Source organism: Acuticoccus sp. MNP-M23 (genome assembly GCF_031195445.1).
Classification (GTDB): Bacteria; Pseudomonadota; Alphaproteobacteria; order Rhizobiales; family Amorphaceae; genus Acuticoccus.
In genome coordinates this window covers 2,000,093-2,019,100 of record NZ_CP133480.1, presented here as the reverse complement: position 1 = coordinate 2,019,100, position 19,008 = coordinate 2,000,093, and the positions used below count along the sequence as shown (strand labels likewise).

16 protein-coding genes are annotated in these 19,008 nt (G+C 66.1%); 13 read left to right on the top strand and 3 right to left on the bottom strand.

What is annotated here, in order from left to right; all coding sequences use genetic code 11:
• Positions 1 to 9 precede the first annotated feature (9 nt).
• The 4 genes from RDV64_RS09490 to RDV64_RS09475 are packed head-to-tail and all read left to right on the top strand — an operon-like array spanning position 10 to position 5,972.
• Entirely contained in the window at positions 10 to 1,755 is a 1,746-nt protein-coding gene (locus tag RDV64_RS09490) for an FAD-dependent monooxygenase (protein ID WP_309199469.1), read from the top strand.
• Positions 1,752 to 3,638: a dioxygenase gene (locus tag RDV64_RS09485; RefSeq protein ID WP_309199011.1), complete on the top strand. Its 1,887-nt coding sequence runs from the start codon at positions 1,752 to 1,754 to the stop codon at positions 3,636 to 3,638. Before RDV64_RS09490 ends, RDV64_RS09485 begins: the two co-directional genes overlap by 4 nt.
• A gap of 37 nt (positions 3,639 to 3,675) precedes the next feature.
• A complete protein-coding gene (locus RDV64_RS09480) occupies positions 3,676 to 5,328 on the top strand; it encodes a flotillin domain-containing protein (RefSeq protein ID WP_309199010.1) in 1,653 nt (550 codons plus the stop codon).
• Entirely contained in the window at positions 5,325 to 5,972 is a 648-nt protein-coding gene (locus tag RDV64_RS09475) for a polysaccharide deacetylase family protein (RefSeq protein WP_309199009.1), read from the top strand. Before RDV64_RS09480 ends, RDV64_RS09475 begins: the two co-directional genes overlap by 4 nt.
• A gap of 30 nt (positions 5,973 to 6,002) precedes the next feature.
• Here RDV64_RS09475 and RDV64_RS09470 read toward each other — a convergent pair whose 3' ends face one another.
• The 3 genes from RDV64_RS09470 to RDV64_RS09460 are packed head-to-tail and all read right to left on the bottom strand — an operon-like array spanning position 6,003 to position 8,763.
• Positions 6,003 to 7,034: a uroporphyrinogen decarboxylase family protein gene (locus tag RDV64_RS09470; protein ID WP_309199008.1), complete on the bottom strand. Its 1,032-nt coding sequence runs from the start codon at positions 7,032 to 7,034 to the stop codon at positions 6,003 to 6,005.
• Positions 7,031 to 7,912: an IclR family transcriptional regulator C-terminal domain-containing protein gene (locus tag RDV64_RS09465; protein ID WP_309199007.1), complete on the bottom strand. Its 882-nt coding sequence runs from the start codon at positions 7,910 to 7,912 to the stop codon at positions 7,031 to 7,033. The genes RDV64_RS09470 and RDV64_RS09465 overlap by 4 nt, the downstream gene beginning before the upstream one ends.
• On the bottom strand, positions 7,912 to 8,763 hold the full coding sequence (locus RDV64_RS09460) for a dioxygenase (protein WP_309199006.1): 852 nt from the start codon (positions 8,761 to 8,763) through the stop codon (positions 7,912 to 7,914). The genes RDV64_RS09465 and RDV64_RS09460 overlap by 1 nt, the downstream gene beginning before the upstream one ends.
• Positions 8,764 to 8,919: 156 nt before the next feature.
• On the opposite strand from RDV64_RS09460, the gene RDV64_RS09455 reads away from it, so the two are divergent.
• The 9 genes from RDV64_RS09455 (at position 8,920) to RDV64_RS09415 (ending at position 18,831) form a co-directional block, all read left to right on the top strand.
• Positions 8,920 to 9,717, top strand: coding sequence for a citryl-CoA lyase (locus tag RDV64_RS09455; protein ID WP_309199005.1), 798 nt, complete (start codon positions 8,920 to 8,922; stop codon positions 9,715 to 9,717).
• An 11-nt stretch (positions 9,718 to 9,728) separates the two neighbouring features.
• Positions 9,729 to 10,871: a CoA transferase gene (locus RDV64_RS09450; RefSeq protein ID WP_309199004.1), complete on the top strand. Its 1,143-nt coding sequence runs from the start codon at positions 9,729 to 9,731 to the stop codon at positions 10,869 to 10,871.
• A gap of 46 nt (positions 10,872 to 10,917) precedes the next feature.
• Complete coding sequence (locus RDV64_RS09445; protein ID WP_309199003.1) at positions 10,918 to 12,000, top strand: C4-dicarboxylate TRAP transporter substrate-binding protein; 1,083 nt, start codon at positions 10,918 to 10,920, stop codon at positions 11,998 to 12,000.
• A gap of 5 nt (positions 12,001 to 12,005) precedes the next feature.
• Positions 12,006 to 12,566 (top strand): TRAP transporter small permease, encoded by a 561-nt coding sequence (locus RDV64_RS09440; RefSeq protein WP_309199002.1) that lies wholly within the window; start codon positions 12,006 to 12,008, stop codon positions 12,564 to 12,566.
• Entirely contained in the window at positions 12,563 to 13,873 is a 1,311-nt protein-coding gene (locus tag RDV64_RS09435) for a TRAP transporter large permease (protein WP_309199001.1), read from the top strand. The genes RDV64_RS09440 and RDV64_RS09435 overlap by 4 nt, the downstream gene beginning before the upstream one ends.
• A 105-nt stretch (positions 13,874 to 13,978) precedes the next feature.
• Positions 13,979 to 15,481: an amidohydrolase family protein gene (locus RDV64_RS09430; protein WP_309199000.1), complete on the top strand. Its 1,503-nt coding sequence runs from the start codon at positions 13,979 to 13,981 to the stop codon at positions 15,479 to 15,481.
• A 317-nt stretch (positions 15,482 to 15,798) separates the two neighbouring features.
• Entirely contained in the window at positions 15,799 to 16,824 is a 1,026-nt protein-coding gene (dctP, locus tag RDV64_RS09425) for a TRAP transporter substrate-binding protein DctP (protein ID WP_309198999.1), read from the top strand.
• A gap of 78 nt (positions 16,825 to 16,902) precedes the next feature.
• A complete protein-coding gene (locus RDV64_RS09420) occupies positions 16,903 to 17,502 on the top strand; it encodes a TRAP transporter small permease (RefSeq protein ID WP_309198998.1) in 600 nt (199 codons plus the stop codon).
• Positions 17,503 to 18,831, top strand: coding sequence for a TRAP transporter large permease subunit (locus RDV64_RS09415; RefSeq protein ID WP_309198997.1), 1,329 nt, complete (start codon positions 17,503 to 17,505; stop codon positions 18,829 to 18,831).
• Positions 18,832 to 19,008 lie beyond the last annotated feature (177 nt).

Below are 19,008 nucleotides of genomic sequence, written 5' to 3'. Positions count from 1 at the left end.
GTTCCAACCATGTTCGATATCGAAACCGACGTCCTCATCGTCGGCTCCGGGCCGGCCGGTGTCGCCTCTGCGGCGCTCCTGTCCGGCTACGGCGTCCCCAACGTGATGATCGAGAAATATTCCTGGCTCGCCAACATGCCGCGCGCCCACATCACCAACCAGCGCACCATGGAGATTTTGCGCGAGCTTGGCGTGGAGGATGAGGTTACCAAGGAAGCCGTGGCGCAGGAGCTGATGGGCAACAACGTCTTCTGCGAATCCCTCGCCGGCGAAGAGGTCGGCCGGTTGCTCACATGGGGCAACCACCCCGCCCGCCGCGCCGACTACGAGCTGGCGAGCCCGTCGAAAATGGTCGACATCCCGCAGACGCTGCTGGAGCCGATCATCTTCGGCAAGGCGATGCGCGAGGGCTGTCTCGTCCGCTTCAAGACCGAGTACATCAGCCACACGCAGGACGAGAACGGCGTCGTCTGCACCGTGCACGACCGCGTCGCCGATCAGACCTACCGCATCCGCGCAAAATACATGATCGGCGCCGACGGTGGCCGCAGCCGGATTGCCGAAGACCTTGGCCTGCCGCTGGAAGGCAAGGCCGACCTCGCCGGCTCCATGAACATCGAGTTCGACGCCGACCTCAGCCATCTGGTGAAGCACCGCCCCTCCGTCCTCTACTGGATTTTTCAGCCGGGTTCGGCGGGCGGCATCGGCGCCGGCGTGCTCAGGATGATCCGCCCGTGGAAGAAATGGCTCGGCATGTGGAGCTACGACATTGCCAAGGGCCGCCCCAATTATTCCGACGAGGAAATCCGCCAGATCCTCTTCCGCCTGATCGGCGAAGAGGTGCCGCTGAAGGTGACGCGGGTCAGCTACTGGGCGGTGAACAACATTGTCGCGCGGCATTATTCGGTCGGGCGCGTGCACTGCATGGGCGACGCGGTGCACCGCCATCCGCCCACCAACGGGCTCGGCTCAAACACCTCCATCCAGGACGCCTACAACCTCGCCTGGAAGCTCAAACTCGTTCTGGACGGCACCGCCGACCCGTCGCTGCTGGAAACCTTCAACGACGAGCGCCAGCCTGTCGGCAAGCAGATCGTCAACCGCGCCAACAAGTCGATCACCGACACGCTGCCGATCTTCGACACGCTCGGCATCACCGAGACCGAGACGCAGGAGGAGATGCGCCGCCAGCTCGACACCCGCAAGGCGTCGACGGTGGAGGCGGAGGCCAAGCGCAAGGCACTCAACGCGCAGATCCGCAACAAGTCGTACGAATTCAACTGCCACGGCGTGGAGATGGGCCAGCGCTACCGCTCCGCCGCCGTGGTGCCGGACGGCACGCCCGAGCCCGAATACACCCGTGACCGCGAGCTCTACTACCACCCCACCACATGGCCCGGCGCGCGCCTCCCCCACGTCTGGGTCGAGCGTGACCGCGAAACCCTCTCCACGCTCGACCTTGTGGGCCGGGGCCGCTTCACCGTGCTCACCGGCGTCTCGGGCGCGGGCTGGGTCGAAGCCGCCGCCCGCGTCTCGGCCGAAACCCGCGCCGACGTCCGCGCACTCCAGATCGGCCCCGGCTGCGCCATCAACGACACCTTCGGCGACTGGGCGCTCGTCTCCGGCGTCAGCGATTCCGGCTGCGTCCTCGTCCGCCCGGACGGGTATGTCGGCTGGCGCGCGCAAATGCTGGCCGCCGACCCCGCCGGCGAACTGGGTGGTGTCATGCGGCGCATTCTGGGGTGGGCGTCATGAGCGAACGCAAGTTCCAGGAGCGCCTTGACGCTGCCCGCGCGCCCCTCGGTGCCGCGCAAGGCCACGGCGGCCTCGTCCTCTTCCACGCCGCCCCCTCGCTCTGGTCGAAGGCCGTGCGGCTGGCGCTTGCCGAAAAGGGCGCCGCCGCAACCGCGCACGAGATGCAGATCCTCGGCCGCCGCTTCGATGCCGGCCACCCCGCCTATGTGCGCCTGCGCCTCGACGGCATCGACGGCCGCCCCATGGTCGACGGCTTTTCCGGCCGCGCCAGCGTGCGCCACGACGGCATCGACCCCGCCGCCGTCCCGGCGCTGGTGGACCCCGCCGCCGAGCGCGTCATCCTCGACCCTCTCCGGATGCTCGACCACATAGCCGCCCTCCCCGGCCCGGACCTTTCCCCCCAGCGCCTTCGCACCGAAATCGCCCGCGAGACCGCGCTCGTCGACGCCGCCCCCTTCGAGGCGCTCCCCTACGGCGCGCACCCCGGCGGCGACACAAGGCCCGAGCCGCTGCGCGAGGCCGTGCGCGGCGTCCACGATGCGCGCATCCGCAAGATGATGGAGGGGCGCTCGCTCTCGATCGGCCATCCGCGCCTGATCGCGGCCTACGATGCCGCCATCCGCAAGGAGGCCGCCGCCAAGGTCTTTGCCCAATCGGCGGAGTTGATGCGCGGCGCCGTAGAGGAGGTGCTGACGCTGATCGAAGGCCTCGACACCCGCCTCGCCGACGGCAGGCAGTGGATCACCGGCGAGGCCTTCACCCTGGCCGACGTTGCGTGGGCCGCCGCGCTTGGCCATCTCGCCTCGCTCGGCCTCGACATCGCGTGGACCGGCGGCCATGCGCTGAACGGCGCGCCGCGCAATCATGTCGCCGCCTACGCCACGCGCCTTGCCGCCCGCGAGACGATGCGCGCCGCCGGCCTTGAACGCCCCGGCACATCGGCGCGCGCAAAACCCGCCGCGGCGACGCTGCCGATGCCCGCCGCACGGCGCCTGCACGAACCCTTGGCAGGCCATGGCCGCGACGTGCGCGACGACACGCTGACCGCCGCCGTCCTCGCCACATTCCGCGATACGCCGAACCCGCGCGCCAAGAAAGTGCTCTCGGCGTTCACCCGCCATCTCCACGCGTTTCTGGAGGAGGTGGAGCCGACCGAGGAGGAGTGGGAATTTGCCATCGAATTCCTGACGCGCACCGGGCAGCTCAGCGTCGGCGGGCGGCAGGAGTTCATCCTCCTGTCCGACGTGATGGGCGCCACCGCCCGCGTCGACCTCATCAACCACCGCTTCCCGAGCGGCGCGACGGAGAACTCCGTCCTCGGCCCGTTCTTCGTGGAGGACCGCCCCGTCTTCGACAACGGCGCGGACATTTCCGGCCCCATCAAGGGCGAGAAGATGTTCTTCAATGCCAAAGTCCTCGACACAGACGGAAAGCCCATCGTCGGCGCGCGGATCGACATCTGGCATGCCGACGGCGATGGCGGCTACGACATCCTCAACCCGGAGATCGACGAGGCGGCCATGCGCGGTCTCTTCCGCTCGGACCCCGCGGGCCGGTTCTGGTTCACCTCGGTGCTGCCCGCCAGCTACCCGATCCCCGAGGACGGCACGGTCGGCGATCTCCTGCGCATCGCAGCGCGCTCGCCCGTCCGCCCCGGCCACGTCCATGTGCGCATCGAGGCACCGGGCTTCCGCCGGCTCACCACCATGCTTTTCCTGGAGGGCGACCCCTACCTCGATGCCGACCCGGTGTTCGGCGTGAAGCAGTCGCTCGTCGAAAGCTTCGAGAAGAAGACCGGCGTTCGCGCGCCGGACGGGCGCGCCGTGCCATCGCCGGCCTGGTGCGTCGCCTACGATTTCGTTCTGGCGCGGAAGGACCGATGATGTCCGCGCCCTGCCGTATCACAAGAGGGAGGGGCCCATGCCCGGCCTGGTGACCGTTCTCGTCGTTGTCGTCCTCATCATCGTTCTGGTGGTGGTGGTGCTGGCAAGGCTCTACCGCAAGGCAACGCGGGAGGTGAGCCTCATCCGCACCGGCCTCGGCGGGCAGAAGACCGTCCTTGCCGGCGGCGCCATCGCGCTGCCCTACTTCCACGACGTGACGGAGGTGAACATGCGCACCCTCCGCCTGGAGGTGGCGCGGTCCGGCGAACAGAGCCTCATCACCAAGGACCGCCTGCGCGTCGACATTGGAGCAAGCTTCGCCGTCGCGGTCGACGGCACGCCCGAGGCGGTGGCGCGGGCGGCACAGACGCTGGGCGACCGCACCTTCAGCGCCGACAAGATCAAGGACATTGTCGAGGGCAAGCTCGTCGATGCGCTGCGCGCCGTCGCCGCCCGCCGCACCATGGACGAGCTGCACGAAGGCCGCTCGGAATACGTCCGCGAGGTGCGCGAGATGATCGCCGACGACCTCGCGGAAAACGGCCTCCGCCTCCAGTCCGTCTCGCTGACCGCGCTGGACCAGACGTCGTTTGCCTCGCTCGACGAGAACAACGCCTTCAACGCGGTGGGCATGCGCAAGCTTGCCGAGGTGATCGCCACCTCCAAGAAGGAGCGCGCGCGGATCGACGCCGACGCCGAGGTCGCCGTTACGCTGTCGGCCATGGAGGCGACGCGCCGCAAGCTGGAGATCGAGCGCGAGGAGGAGGAGGCGCGCATCGGCCAGCACCGCGACATCGAAACGTGGAAGGCCGCGCAGCAGGCCGAGATCTCCGCCCGCAGAGCCGAATCCGAGCGCGCCGCGGAGGAAGCCCGCATTGCCAAGGACAACGGCCTCAAGGCAGCCCGCATCGCCAGCGACCGCGCCATCCGCGCCTCCGAGATTGCGCGCGACCTGGAGGTGCAGGCCGCCGAGATCAGCAAGTCGCTCGACCTCGAACTGCAGGAGCAGGAGCGCCGCATCAAAGTTTCCGAACGGCAGCAGGCCGAGAGCGCCGCCCGTGCCGCCGCCGATTTCGCCCGCGCCGAGGCTGCGAAGGCCGAAGAGGCCATCGTCACCGCTCGCCGGATGGCCGAGGCCGAGCGCGAAAAGGCCCTCGCCCTCCTTGTGGCGCAGGAGGCGGCGGAGGCGGACGGAGAGCGCCTGCGCATTCTCGCACTCGCAGAGAAGGACGCGGCGGAGGGGCATGCCGCCGCCCGCCTCAGCGCCGCAAACGCCGAGGCCGAAGCGGAGGTCAGCCGCACGAAATCGCTGCGGGAGCGCCTCATGGCCGAAGCGGAGGGCGTGCGCGCTCTGGCCGAGGCGGAAAATCTTTTGGAGCCGCACATTGTGGCGATGCGCGAGGAGCTGGCGCGGATCGAGGCGCTGCCGCGGACCATCTCCGAGATGGTGAAGCCTGCCGAGCGGATCGATTCCATCCGCATCCACAACATCAATGGCCTCGGCGGACAGGCGGGCGCCGGGGCGGAGGGTGGCAGCGACAAGCCGCCGGTCAATCAGGCACTGGATTCCATCCTCGGCATGGCGGTGCAGCTCCCGGCGCTGAAGGCGCTCGGCGATGAGCTCGGCCTGTCGATGAAGCAGGCGGCCAAGACCGCAAAGGACACCACCGCCAGCGACGACGAGACATGAATTTGCGCCAGATGACGCTGACCTTCGACAACGGCCCGGACCCCGAAACGACCCCCTTCGTCCTCGACATCCTGGCGAGGCGGGACATTCGCACGACCTTCTTCGTGCTCGGCGACAAGCTGCGCGACCCTGCCCGCCGCGCCGTGGCGGAGCGGGCGCATGGCGAGGGCCACCACATCGGCAACCACACCTTCAACCACCTCGCCCCCATTGGGGCCAGCCTCGACCCCGCCGCCCACGAAATCGAGATTGCACGGACTGAGGCGCTGCTTGGCGACCTGGCCCACCCGCGCAAATTCTTCCGGCCCAACGGCGGCGGCGGCGAGATCAACGAGGATCTCCTCAGCGAGGCCGCGTCCGACATGCTGATCGCCGAAGCCTACACGCTGGTTCTGTGGAACGTGGTGCCGGGGGACTGGAAAAACCCGCGCGGCTGGCCGGCCGTCGCACGTGAGATGGCCGGGAAAGAGGACTGGCCGCTGATCGTGCTGCACGACCTCCCCACCGGTGCGATGGATGCGCTCGACGGCTTTCTGGCCGCCCTTCAGGACGAGGGCGTCACCTTCGTGCAGGACTTCCCGGCCGATTGCGTGCCCATCGAGCAAGGCAAAATCATGCGGCCGATGGCGCCCTACGTGTCGTAGGCCCGCCGCAAACGCGACGGGCCATCTCGTTCAGGAAATCTCGGCGCGAACGATCGCGGCACCGTCCGCCATCGCCCTCAGCTTGCCGGCGGCAACGTCGCGCGGCAGATATTTGAGGCCGCAGTCGGGCGCGACGATCACCCGCTCGGGCGAGGCATATTCGAGGCCGCGGCGGATCCGCTCCGCAATCGTCTCGGGGGTTTCCACTTCGGGGTCGGAGAGATCCAGAACGCCGAGGATGATGGTCTTGTCCGGCAGCTCCTTCAGGACCGAGCAGTCGAGCTTGGACTGAGCCGTCTCGATTGAGATCTGGTTGCACGAGCAGGCGGACAATTGGGGCAGGAACGAGTAGCCCTGCGGCCGCTCGTGGATGATCGCCGCATAGCCGAAGCAGATGTGCACCGCCGTGGTGCCGCGCACGCCGTCCAGCGCGCGGTTGAGGGCGGCAAGGCCGTACTCCTCGGCGGCCTCGGGGCGGGCCTGCATGTAGGGCTCGTCCAGCTGCACGTAGTCGGCACCAGCGGCAAACAGGTCTTCCACCTCGGCGCGGACGGCATCGGCATAGTCCATCGCGGCGTCTTCGAGGCTCGGGTAAAAATCGTTCTGCGCCTGCTGGGACATCGTGAAGGGGCCCGGCACGGTGATCTTGACCGGCCGGTCCGTGTGCGCCTTCAGGAACTTCACGTCCCGCACGCCAACGGCATGCTTGCGGGAAATCTTCGAGACGATCCGCGGCACCGGGTTGGGGTGTCCCGAACGGTCGAGCGCAGTGCCCGGATTGTCGATGTCGATCCCGTCCAGCGCGGTCGCAAAGTGGTTGGAGTAGCTTTCGCGCCGGATTTCGCCATCGGTGATGATGTCGAGGCCGGCGTCCTCCTGTTCACGGATCGCAACGCGGGTGGCATCGTCCAGCGCCTCGGCAAGGTGCTCCTCGGGAATGCGCCACAGCTCGCGCGCACGGGTGCGCGGGGGAAAGCGCTTTGCCAGCAGGGCACGGTCGATCAGCCAGTCCGGCTGGGCGTAGCTGCCGACGAGCGAGGTGGGAAGAAGGGGAAGGGTCATGGCGTCCTTTCAGAGGATTCTGTTTCGGTTGATGCGGGCGCGATGACCGTCGACGCCCGCAGGATGTTGGTGAGGACCGGGTAACGCAGCAGCGTCTGCGCGATGACGGCGGCGGCACTGCGCAGCGCTTCGAGCCGGTCCCCGATCAGGCTTTCGGGGCTGACGGAGCCCGAATAGCCGGAGGTGTTGAGCGCCGCGACCACCGCCCCGTCCGGCGCGCGGATCGGCACTGCAAGCGCCGTGATCCCGTAGTCCAGCTGGTCGACGGAGACGGCGTGGTCGTTCTGGCGCGTCTCGTCGATGATTTCGCGCAGGCGCCTCTTGTCGACGACGGTGTGCTCGGTGAGCGGGGCGGGGGTCAGCGTCGCGAAAAAGGCGTCCAGCTCGTGCGGGGGGAGGCCGGCAAGAATGACCCTGCCGAGCGAGGTTGCCGTTGCGGGATAGCGCGCACCGGCGAACGCCATCCTGCGGCGGGCTCGCTGCACCGAATGGTGCGCCACATAGATGACGTCATGCCCGTCGAGCGTCGCGACCGACGACGCATCGCCGAACCGGGTGACCAGAGCGCGCAGCTCCGGGTTCAGCGTTTCCTCGATCCGGGCGGTCAGCAGCACGGCGGAGCCGAGGCCGAGGAGCTTGGACTTGAGGTGGAACGTCTTGCCCGCCTGGCCGATGTAGCCGAGCGCCGACAGCGTGATGAGGCTGCGGCGTGCCGCGGACGGGGACAGCCCCGCCCGGCGCGCCACCTCGCTGAGGTTCATCGCCGGATTTTCGGCGTCGAAGCATTCCAGCACGGCAAGGCCCTTCGCGAGGCCTTCGACGAACTCCGAACGGCGTGACGGGTCGGGCGGCTCGCCCTGTTTCAGCGGTCGCCCCATCAGGCCGGTGCAAGGACGAAGTCGAACGCGAGCTTAGCGTCAGGCTGCTTTTCGACCTCCACGCCCAGTTCCTCGCCGCGCTTGATGCGCACGACCTTGCCGATCAGCGAGTCGCGCACGCCGAACACCGCGTCGTTGTCGAGATAGTCGGTGTTGGCAAAGAAGACCTCGGTGGTGATGGGCCGCATCCGCGGTGCGCCGACGATATAGTGAAGATGCGCCGCGCGCCACGCATGTCGGTCTCCGGCGCGCAGGAGCTTGCCGACCGGCCCGTCATAGGGAACGGTGTAGGGCATGGGCAGGACGGTGGTGTAGAAGTAGCGCCCCTCGTCGTCACAGGTGAATTTGGCGCGCAGGTCGTACTTGTCCTGGCCCTCCTCCTGGATGGGATAGGTGCCGGCGCCGTCCGCCTGCCAGGTGTCGACCACCGCGCCGGGCAGCGGATGGCCGAGCGTGTCGCGCACCTGCCCCATGCACAGCACGGTGGCGCCGGGCCGATCGTCGGCAATATGGGCGCCGAGCGCCTTCACGGGCGCATTGTCCAGATAGAACGGGCCGAGGTTGCTGCCTTCCGTCGCCCCGCCGCGGGTGTTGATCATGTCCACCAGCGCAGACAGACCCAGCACGTCTGACAGCAAGATGAATTCATGCCGCTCTGGCGTGGAGATCTTTCCGCAATCATAAAGAAAATTGAGGATGCCCATCCACTCTTCGTGCGTCAGCGATGTTTCGCGCACAAAATCGTGGAGATGATCGAGCATCGTCTCCAGCAGCAGCGTAAAACGGGCGTCATCCTTGGCCTTGAAGCTGTCTTTTACCGCATCTGTCAGATTGTACTGATTGATCTCCACGGCGCGATCTCCCCAAATCATCTATCGCAGCAAACACTGCGTGCGGCGTTCGCCGCTTGACTCAAGACTAAAAGGCTCCATACTTTTCGACAAGCGAAAATATTTTCGCATAGCGAATAAATGCGCGACGAAGATTGCGCATACAGGGAGGCTTCAGTGCGCATCGGCAAGCAGGATCAGGCCTTTACTGCGATTGCGACCTCCGATGCGGAGAGCGTTACCGTCCGCGGCAAGGATCTGTGCAACGAGCTGATCGGCCGCATCGGCTTCACCGATTATTTCTGGCTGCTGGTCACCGGCACCGAGCCGAGCGAGACGCAGCGCCTTTTGACCGAAGCGTGCCTCGTTTCCATTGCCGAGCACGGGCTGGTGCCCAGCGTTCAGGCGGCACGGATGACGCTCGCGGCGGGTCCGGACGCCTGGCAGGGCGCAATGTCGGCGGGCCTTCTCGGCATGGGTTCGGTGGTTGCCGGAAGCTCCGAGGTTTCGGGCCGCTATTTCGTGTCCGTGATGGAGCGCGCGGGCGACGGCGATCTTGAGGAGGCCTGCCGCGCCAGCCTTTCGGAGTTGCGGGCCGAGAAGAAGAAGGTGCCGGGGCTCGGCCATCCGCAGCATTCCGCAGGCGATCCGCGAGCCGACAGGCTGTTTGCGCTGGCCGACGAGCACGGCGCATCCGGCCGCGCCATCGCGACCGCGCGGATGCTCTCCAGGGTGGCGCCGGACATTTACGGCCGCCCGCTCCCGGTCAATGTTTCCGGCGCGATTCCCGCAGTGATGATCGACATCGGCTGGCCGGTGGACGCGATGAAGGGCATTCCTCTTCTGGCCCGCGCCGCAGGGCTGGTGGCGCATCTCTTCGAGGAATCGCAGCGCTCCATCGGGTTCATCATGTCGAACCACGCCGACCAGTCGATCACCTATGACGGCCCGGCCGCCGCCCCAGAGCGCGATTGAGGAGCCCCGCCGTGAAGATCCTGAAAAACGTCCGCGTTGTGGAAATGGGCACCTTCATCACCGGACCTGCCTGCGCCATGCACCTTGCGGATCTCGGCGCCGACGTCATCAAGGTGGAGCGACCGGAAACCGGTGACCCGTTCCGCGCCTTCAAGGGCGGCCTCTACTCGCCCCATTACCAGACCTACAACCGCAACAAGCGGTCCATCGCGCTCGACACCAAGGACCCCGACGACCTTGCCGTCTTCTACGACCTGATCGAGACAGCGGACGTCTTCATCCAGAATTTCCGCCCCGGTGTCGCCGACAAGCTGGGCGTTGGCGAGGATGCGCTGCGCAAGCGGCGACCGGATCTGATCTATTGCGCCATCACCGGCTTCGGGCAGGACGGCCCGGCACGAGACCGGCCGGCATTCGACACCGTTGCGCAGGCTGCATCCGGCTATCTGCGGCTCCTCACCCCACCCGCCAACCCGCGGGTGATCGGCCCGGCCATTGCCGATGCGGTGACCGGGCACTACGCCGCGCTCGGCGTGGTGGCGGCGCTGCTGGAACGCGCGCAGGGCGGCAAGGGCCGGCGCCTCGACATCTCGATGCTGGAGGCGATGAGCCACTTCAACCTCGACTCCTTCACCCACTTTTTCTCGGTGGGCGAAGTGATGGGGCCGCTCAGCCGCCCCAGCGTATCCCAGTCCTACACCTTTGAATGCGCGGACGGAAAATGGGTCGCGATCCACATGTCCTCGCCGCCGAAATTCTGGACCGGGCTCACCGAAGCGGTCGGCATGCCGGAGCTGACCACCGACCCGCGCTTCGAGGAGCGGCTGGAGCGGATCAACCACCAGGACGACCTGATCGAGATCCTGACGCCTGTCTTCAGGACGAAGATGCGCGATGACTGGTGCGCACTCCTTCTGGACGAAGGCGTGCCCCATTCGCCGGCCTACGATTCCGACGAGGCGCTGGAAAGTCCGCAGGCGCAGCATCTGCGCATTGCGGTTGACACCGACCACCCCGAAATGGGCGCCTCCCGCACGGTGCGTGCGCCCTACTGGTTCGACGGCGAGGCCGACCTCGATGTGGCAGCACCGCCGACCCTCGACGAACACGGCGATGAGATCCGCGGCGAACTGAAGAACCGCGCCACCGCCTGACCAAGACGATCCAATAACAAACAAGAATATCCTCGGGAGGATGACGATGAACAAGTTGACAAAGGCGCTCCTTGCCAGCGCCGTTTGCATGGTCCCCTACAACGCGCTCGCGACGGAGAGCATCAACATCACCGTTGCGTCGAGCCATCCGCTCGCGGTGCCCTGGGTGGGCTTCATCAAGAGCCACTTCATGGCGAAGACCGACGAGATCCTCGCCGGGACCGGCAACTACGAGATCGACTGGCAGGAAGCGTTCGGCGGCCAGCTCTACAAGATCAACGCGACGCTGACCTCGGTCGAGCAGGGCATCACCGACATTGGCTGGGTGTTCTCGATGCTGGAGCCGGCCAAGCTGCCGCTGAGCCAGGCATCGTCCTACGCGCCGTTTGCAACGGCCAATCCGCCGGCCCAGCTCGCGCTGACCTGGGACCTCATGCAAAGCAACGATGAGTTTCGCAAGGAATGGGAGCAGTACAACATCAAGGTTCTGGGCCTCACCGGCACCGACAGCTACGATGTGTACACCGCCGAGCCGGTCAACACCTTCGCGGATCTTGACGGGATCAAGCTCTCCGCGCCCGGCGTTCTGGGCAACTGGCTGCGCGGGACGGGCGCCAATGCCGTCGACGGTGCGCTGACCACCTACTACACCGACATTCAGACCGGCGTTTCGGAAGGGACCTTGTCGCTGGCGCTCGGCATCCTGCCGACCAAGACCTACGAGGTCGCCCCCTACATTTCGCGGTTCGACATCGGCACCGCCTTCTCGGGCGCTGTCGCCATCAACAAGGACACCTGGGACGGTCTGCCCGAAGAAGTGCAGAACGCCATGGTCGAGGCCGGCGCCTACTACACCGAATCCCACGCCAACGATCTGGTGGAGCGCCACGAAGCGGCCATCGACAAGATGGTCGAGGTCGGCGCCGGACAAAGCACGCCCGTCACCGTCATCAAGATTCCGGACGCCGAGCGTGAGGCGTGGGTCAACAACCTGCCCGACATTGCGACCGAGTGGGTTGAAGAGCTGGAAGGCCGCGGCGTTGGCGCCCGCGCATTCATGAAAGCGTACATGGAAGGCCTGCGCGACCGCGGCGAGGCCCCGGTGCGCAACTGGGATGAGAATCTTTAAGCCCGATGCCGGCTGACAACCCGGTCCGGGGCGCTGCGGAAACGGAGCGCCCCGGCGTCACACGCGCATGGGCCGTGCTGGTAGACGGGCTGGCGGCGCTCGGCACGGTGATGATCGTGGGCCTGATGCTCGTGGTCGTTGCCGATGTTCTGACCCGCAACATCCTCGGCGGCTCGCTGCCGCTGGTCTCCGAGCTTGGCGCCCTGATGGTGGTGATGATCGTGTTCCTGCAACTCGCCACCACGGTCCGGCTGAACCGGCTGGCCCGCACCGATGTTCTCCTGGCCGTCATCGGCCAGAGCGCGCCGCGGGTCGGCAATGTTCTGGAGGCACTTTTCTGCCTCGCAGGCGCCGCCGTTTCCGCGCTCATCGCATGGCAGACGTTCAACATCCTGTCGCGCGACCTGTCCATCGGCGAGTATATCGGCGTGACCGGCGTGATGACCGTGCCGACCTGGCCGTTCCGCGTCCTCATCCTCGTTGGAATCTCGGTCGCGGCGCTGCAATTCCTGTTCAGTGCGGTGGGCCAGCTGCGGCGCGCATTCGTGCCGGGCGGTGCGGCATGAGCGGGATCGAAATCGGCATTGCGGCCATTGTCGCGCTGCTCGGGCTGATCACGCTGGGGATGCCCATTGCGGTGGCGATGCTCGCCGTCTCGTTCGCCGGTGTCGCGATGATCCGCAACGATACGGTCGCGCTGCGGATGATCGGCGCCGTCGCCAACGATTCCATCCGCGAATATCTGTTCGCCGTGGTGCCGCTGTTCGTGCTGATGGGGCTTCTCGTGACCGTGTCGGGCGTCGGCAAGGATACGTTCGAGCTGTTCCAGCGCCTCCTTGCCCGCGTGAAGGGGGGGCTCGGCATCGCAACCGTGTTCGCCAACGCGATCTTCGCCTCCATTACCGGCATATCCATTGCCTCCGCCTCGGTGTTCGCGCGCGTCGCGGTGCCGGAGATGGTGCGCCACGGTTATACGCGCAGCTTTGCCACCGGCGTTGTCGCAGGCAGCTCCGTCCTTGGCATGCTGATACCGCCCTCGCTCCTGATGATCGTCTACGCGGTGCTCGCAGAAGAGTCCGTGGGGCGGATGTTCCTTGCGGGCATCGGGCCGGGGGTCCTCCTCGTCGCCGGGTACACGGCGCTGATCATGCTCCTTGCCCGGCGGCGGCCGGAGATGGTGTTCGCCGCGCAGGCGGAGCAGACCGCCGAACCGCTGTCCGCCCGCCTCGCCGTCAAGATGGGCAGCCCCATCGTGATCCTCGTGGGGCTCGTCCTCGGCGGCCTTTATGGCGGCTTCTTCAACCCCACGGAAGCCGGTGCTGTCGGTGCGTTCGGCGCCCTCGTGATCGCGCTCCTGCGGCGGTCGCTGACGCCCCGCTCGTTCTGGTCCCTGCTGGTGGAGACCGGCCGGATCACGGTGTCGGTGCTGTTCCTCATCATGGCGGCCAGCTTCTTCAGCCGCATGCTCGCCATGTCGGGGCTGCCCAACCATCTCGCCGAGCTGCTGCTGTCATCCTCCATCGGCCCCTACGGCTTTCTCGTGATCTATCTCGTGCTGGTCATCGTCCTCGGTTTCCTGATCGATTCGATCTCCATCATGCTGATCCTGTTGCCGGTGGCGCTGCCGATTGCGGGCGAGATGCAATTCGACCTCATCTGGTTCGGCGTCCTCACCGTGTTCGCTGTCGAGATCGGGCTTCTGACGCCGCCGTTCGGCCTCTCGGTCTTCACCATCAAGGCCGCGCTCGATGACGACACGCTTTCGGTGGGCGAGATCTTCCGCGGCGCGCTGCCGTTCGTTGGCGCAATGCTTCTGTGCCTCATCGTCCTGATCGTCTTTCCGTCGATCTCGACGTTCATCGCTCGATCATGACGCCGCGGCACGCGGGACCTTGCGGGAAAGAAGCCGGCGCGGCCGAGACCCGCCATCCGGCCAACAACCAAACGCCGCGCAAAAGCGGCACAGGGAGGACGGCACATGTGCAAGATCTGTGATCTGAAGAATGGTTCGGGACTATCGCGCCGCGGGTTCATGCAAGCCTCCGCTGCGGTCGGGGCCGGTGCGGCGCTCCTTGGCGCCGGCGTGCAGCCCGCCGCTGCGCAGGCCGCAGCCCCGCCCCCGGCAACCGGCGCACCCGGCACGCGCTACGTCATCCGCGGCGGTGCCGTTCTGACCATGGACGATGCCGTCGGCGATTTTGAAAGCGCCGACGTGCTGGTGGAGGGCGGCCGGATCGCCGAGATCGCCCCGTCGATCGACGCTGGCGATGCCGAGGTGATCGACGCTGCCGGCCGGATCGTGATGCCCGGCTTCATCGACACCCACCACCACCAGTTCGAGACGGCACTGCGCAGCTTTCTGGCCAACGGCCTCCTCTACAACGACGGCAAACCCCACGGCGAGGTCAACTATTTCGAGTACATCCTCGGCAAGTTCGCCCCGGTCTACCGGCCCGAAGACGTCTATATCGCGGAGCTGTTCGCCGGCCTCAGCCAGATGGATGCCGGCGTCACCACCGTGCTCGACGTGTCGCAGATCCACCACTCGCCCGAGCATTCGGATGCGGCCATCGCCGGGTTGAAGGATGCCGGACGCCGCGCCGCCTTCGGCTATTTCGAGGGGCAGGGCGAACGCGCGCAATACCCCGAAGATGCGTTCCGCATCGTCTCGGAGCATTTTTCCTCGTCCGATCAGCTCCTCACCTTCGTCATGGGCGGCGAGATCTACTTCCCCGCCGCAGACCGGCGCTGGCAGATCGGGCGCGAGCTTGGCGTTCCCATTGCCGCGCACCTTTTCGGCAGCTTCGGCATTCCGGACGCTTACCAGAAGCTGATCGACGCGGACCTTCTCGGACCTGACGTCATCGCGATCCACATGACCGAGATGTCGGACGCCCACTGGCTGGCAGCGCGGGACGCAGGGCTGAAGGTCTCCATCGCAGCACCCATCGAAATGGCAATGCGGCACGGGATGCCACCTGTCCTCAAGTCGCTCGAAATGGGGATGGCGCCGTCCCTGTCCACCGACGTCGAATGCACCATGACGGCGGACTTCTTCACTCAGATGCGCAGCGTCTTCACGCTCCAGCGCGCGCTGGTCAACGACATGGCGATCCGGGGCGCCGAAAACACGCCGGATCTCCTCACCTGCCGCGATGTCATCCGCTTTGCCACGATCAACGGCGCCAAGGCCCTCGGCCTCGACAGCGTTACCGGCAGCCTCACGCCGGGCAAGGCTGCGGACATCGTGATCCTCGATGCCGCGAGCTGGAACGTCGCCCCGCTCAACGATGTGCCCGGCGCGGTGGTGACGCTGATGGACCGCTCCAACGTCGAGACGGTGATTGTCGGCGGCAAGGTGCGCAAGTGGAAAGGCACCGTTCAGGACGCGGACCTTCCCGCGCTGCGGACCCGGCTGGAGACCTCGCGCGACGACCTCTTCCGCATGGCTGGCGTCGAGCGAAATCTCTTCAGCGACTAGGTCTTAAATCCCGCGCGCCCTTTCGCCGCGGCTCCCACAAGGTGGCCGGGCGCGCGGACGGGATTGTGCGCACTGCGCCGGAGCAACGCCCGCAGGAAGCGCCAGCAATACAAGCCGCAGAAAATCTGACAAATTCTCCAAGCGTTTCAAACGTCTTGAGAAAATCGCTCAGGATTCGCGTTGACGAGCGGGCCGCCAGCCGTATGGTGCGCACAAACTACTGGTTTCCGGATGGATGCGCCCGAGGGCGCATGTCGCGCCTTCGGGGCGCGGCGCCGGGGTCCGTAGACGATTTGAAACGCTAAGGGAGAAGCCACTTGTTCAAGACATCCATGAAGGCCCTGCTGGCCGGTGCTGCAATCGCGGTCCTGACCACCGGCGCAATGGCGCAGGGCGTTGCGCTGAAGTTCCAGTCCAGCGACCCCGCCGGCGATGCAAACTATCAGCTCTACAAGGCATGGGCTGACGGTGTCAGCGAAGAAACCGGCGGCGCCGTGTCCATCGAGCTTCTGCCGGTCGGCGCCGTTGTCGACTTTCAGGAAACCCTCGACGCAGTTGGCGCAGGCATCCTCGACGGTCACATCACCGACACGTCCTACTTTGCAGGCAAGGACGCAGCCTTCGGTCTGATCGCCAACCCGGTCGGTGCCTGGTCGGACCCGCAGCAGATGCTGAAGTTCATCAACACCGGCGGCGGCAAGGAGCTCATGAACGAGCTGGTCGAGCCTTACGGTACGCACTTCTTCGGCGGCACCACGCCGGGCCTCGAAGCCTTCGTGTCCTCCACCCCGCTCGAAGGCGTGGACGACCTCAAGGGCCTGAAGCTGCGCGCACCGGCCGGTCTCGTCCAGAACATCTTCGCAGCCGCTGGCGCCTCCCCGGTGAACCTGCCCACCTCCGAAGTGTTCACCGCGCTCGACAAGGGCGTCGTCGACGCAGCCGACTACAGCGTCTTCCACGTCAACCAGGCGCAGGGCCTCAACAAGATCGCCCAGCACCCGGTGTACCCGGGCTTCCATTCCATGCCCCTCATCGAGTTCTCGATGAACAAGCAGAAGTGGGACGCACTCACCCCGGAAGTCCAGAAGACGCTCGAAGAGTCGGTCGTTGCGCTGGCACAGCGCCAGAACGCGGCACTGGCTGACAAGAACGCCGCTGCCGTCGAAGCCGCAAAGGCCGAGGGTGCCACCATCCACGACTGGTCGGACGAAGAGCGCGCCAAGTTCCGCAAGATCGCCATTGGCGAGTGGGAAAAGCAGGCTGGCCAGTCCGGTAACGCACAGCTGGTCTACGACACGCTGACCACGTATCTCGACGAGGAAGGCCTTCTCAAGTCCGAGTAGGCCCTGCCACAATCAAGACCGGCGGGCGGGGCACACGCCTCGCCCGCTTTCTTTTTTCTCTCCAAGGACAATCCGGGTATGACTCGTGATCCCATCGCCGTGGACGGACCCGATCCGGACCTGAGTGCGACCAGCGAAGGCACCGGCGCTCCCGTGCCCGAGGCCGGCATTCTCGGTCGGGGCATCGAGTGGGGCGGCTACATCTTTGCCTCGGCGATCGTCCTTTCCGCGGCGATCCTCCTGTTCGAGATCTTCATGCGGTATGTTCTCGACAGCCCCACAAACTGGGTGCACGAGGCCAGCATCTTTCTGTGCGCCATCTCGTTCATCTATGGCGGCCTGTTCTGCGCCGCGCGCAACAGTCACATCCGCGTGGTTCTGATCTACGATGCGCTCGGTCCGCGCTTCCGCAAGATCTTCGACGTTGTGATCTACCTCATCAGCGCAATCTCCGCGGCGTTCTTCGCCTGGGCCTCCTGGCTCATGGTCAAGACCTCGTTCTGGACCCCCACCGGCGACTTCCACATGGAAGGCACGGGCAGTGCCTGGAACCCGCCGACGCCGGCCCTCCTGAAGGGCTTCTTGTTGTTTGTCATGATCATTCTGGCAGTCCAGTTCCTGGTGCTCGCCGTCAATCATGCTCGCCGCGCACGGCGCGTTTCGAAGCAGGACGTTTAAATGGCCGAGCTTTTCGACTTCGGCATCAACCTCAAGGCGCTGGGCATCGGCTACGGCACCCTGGTGATGTTCCTCATGCTGTTCGGGCTGCTCCTGACCGGCATGCCCCTGGCCTTCGTCACGCTTCTCGTCGCGCTGGTGTTCGCGCTCGGCTGGTTCGGCCCCATGGCTGTGCCGCTGATCACCAGCCGCGTGTTCAGCTTCGTCTCGTCGTTCATCTTCGTGTCAGTGCCGATGTTCGTGCTGATGGCGGCAATCCTCGACCGATCGGGAATCGCGCGCGACCTGTTCGACGCCATGAAGCTGATCTCCAACCGCGTTCGCGGCGGTGTGGCGATCCAGACCATTTTCGTGGCCGTTATCCTGGCCGCCATGAGCGGCATCATCGGCGGCGAGATCGTGCTGCTCGGCCTCCTCGCCCTGCCGCAGATGCTTCGCCTCGGTTACGACCGCAGCCTTGCGATCGGCGTCGTCTGCGCGGGCGGCGCGCTCGGCACCATGATTCCGCCGTCCATCGTCCTCATCGTCTACGGGCTCGCCGCAAACGTCTCCATTGGCGACCTCTTCACGGCATCCTTCATTCCGGGCGTGATGCTGGCGAGCTTCTACGTCCTTTACGTCCTGTTCCGGGCCTATTTCACCAAGGGCGTGGTGCCGGACCCGGACCCCGAAATCATTCCGCTCGCCCAGAAGATCAAGCTGCTGAAGGGCCTGATCCTGCCCCTGCTGGTGGTCACGTTCGTCCTCGGCTCGATCTATGGCGGCATTGCATCGGTCACCGAAGCGTCGGCCATCGGCGTTGGCGGCGTGCTCCTGGCCACCATCGTGCGCGGCGAGTTCACCTTCGAGCTCCTGCGCGGCGCAGCAATGCAGACGCTCGCCACCGTCGGCATGATCGTCTGGATCGGCATCGGCGCCAGCGCCATTGTCGGCGTCTTCAACCTGATGGGCGGCATCGACTTCGTGTCGTCGCTGATCATCGGCATTTCCGACGAGCCGCTCTACGTGCTGCTCTTCATGATGCTGATCCTGTTCGTCCTCGGCATGTTCCTCGACTGGGTGGGCATTGCGCTCCTGACCCTGCCGATCTTCGTGCCGATCATCGTCGAGCTGGGCTACGACCCGGTCTGGTTCGGTGTGCTCTTCTGCATGAACATGCAGGTCTCGTTCCTGTCGCCCCCCTTCGGTCCGGCTGCGTTCTACCTGAAGAGCGTCGCCCCGGCGGACATATCGCTGGGTGACATTTTCCGGGCCCTTCTGCCGTTCATCGCGCTGCAGATTGTAGCGCTGGCGGTGCTCATCATGTTCCCGGGCATCACCGGCCGATAGGCACAGCTGACGCACCGCGAAGAAGGCAACGGAAGCCTTCCCCTTCGCGGCGCGTCACAGCACGCTCCCGCCCGGCGATGCTTGCTCCGGGGACCGCCCACCCGCACTGCGGCCAAGTTTTTTAAGGAGCGGCGACTGCCGGCCCTTCCGTTTGGTCACGCCTCGGCTGATGATGTC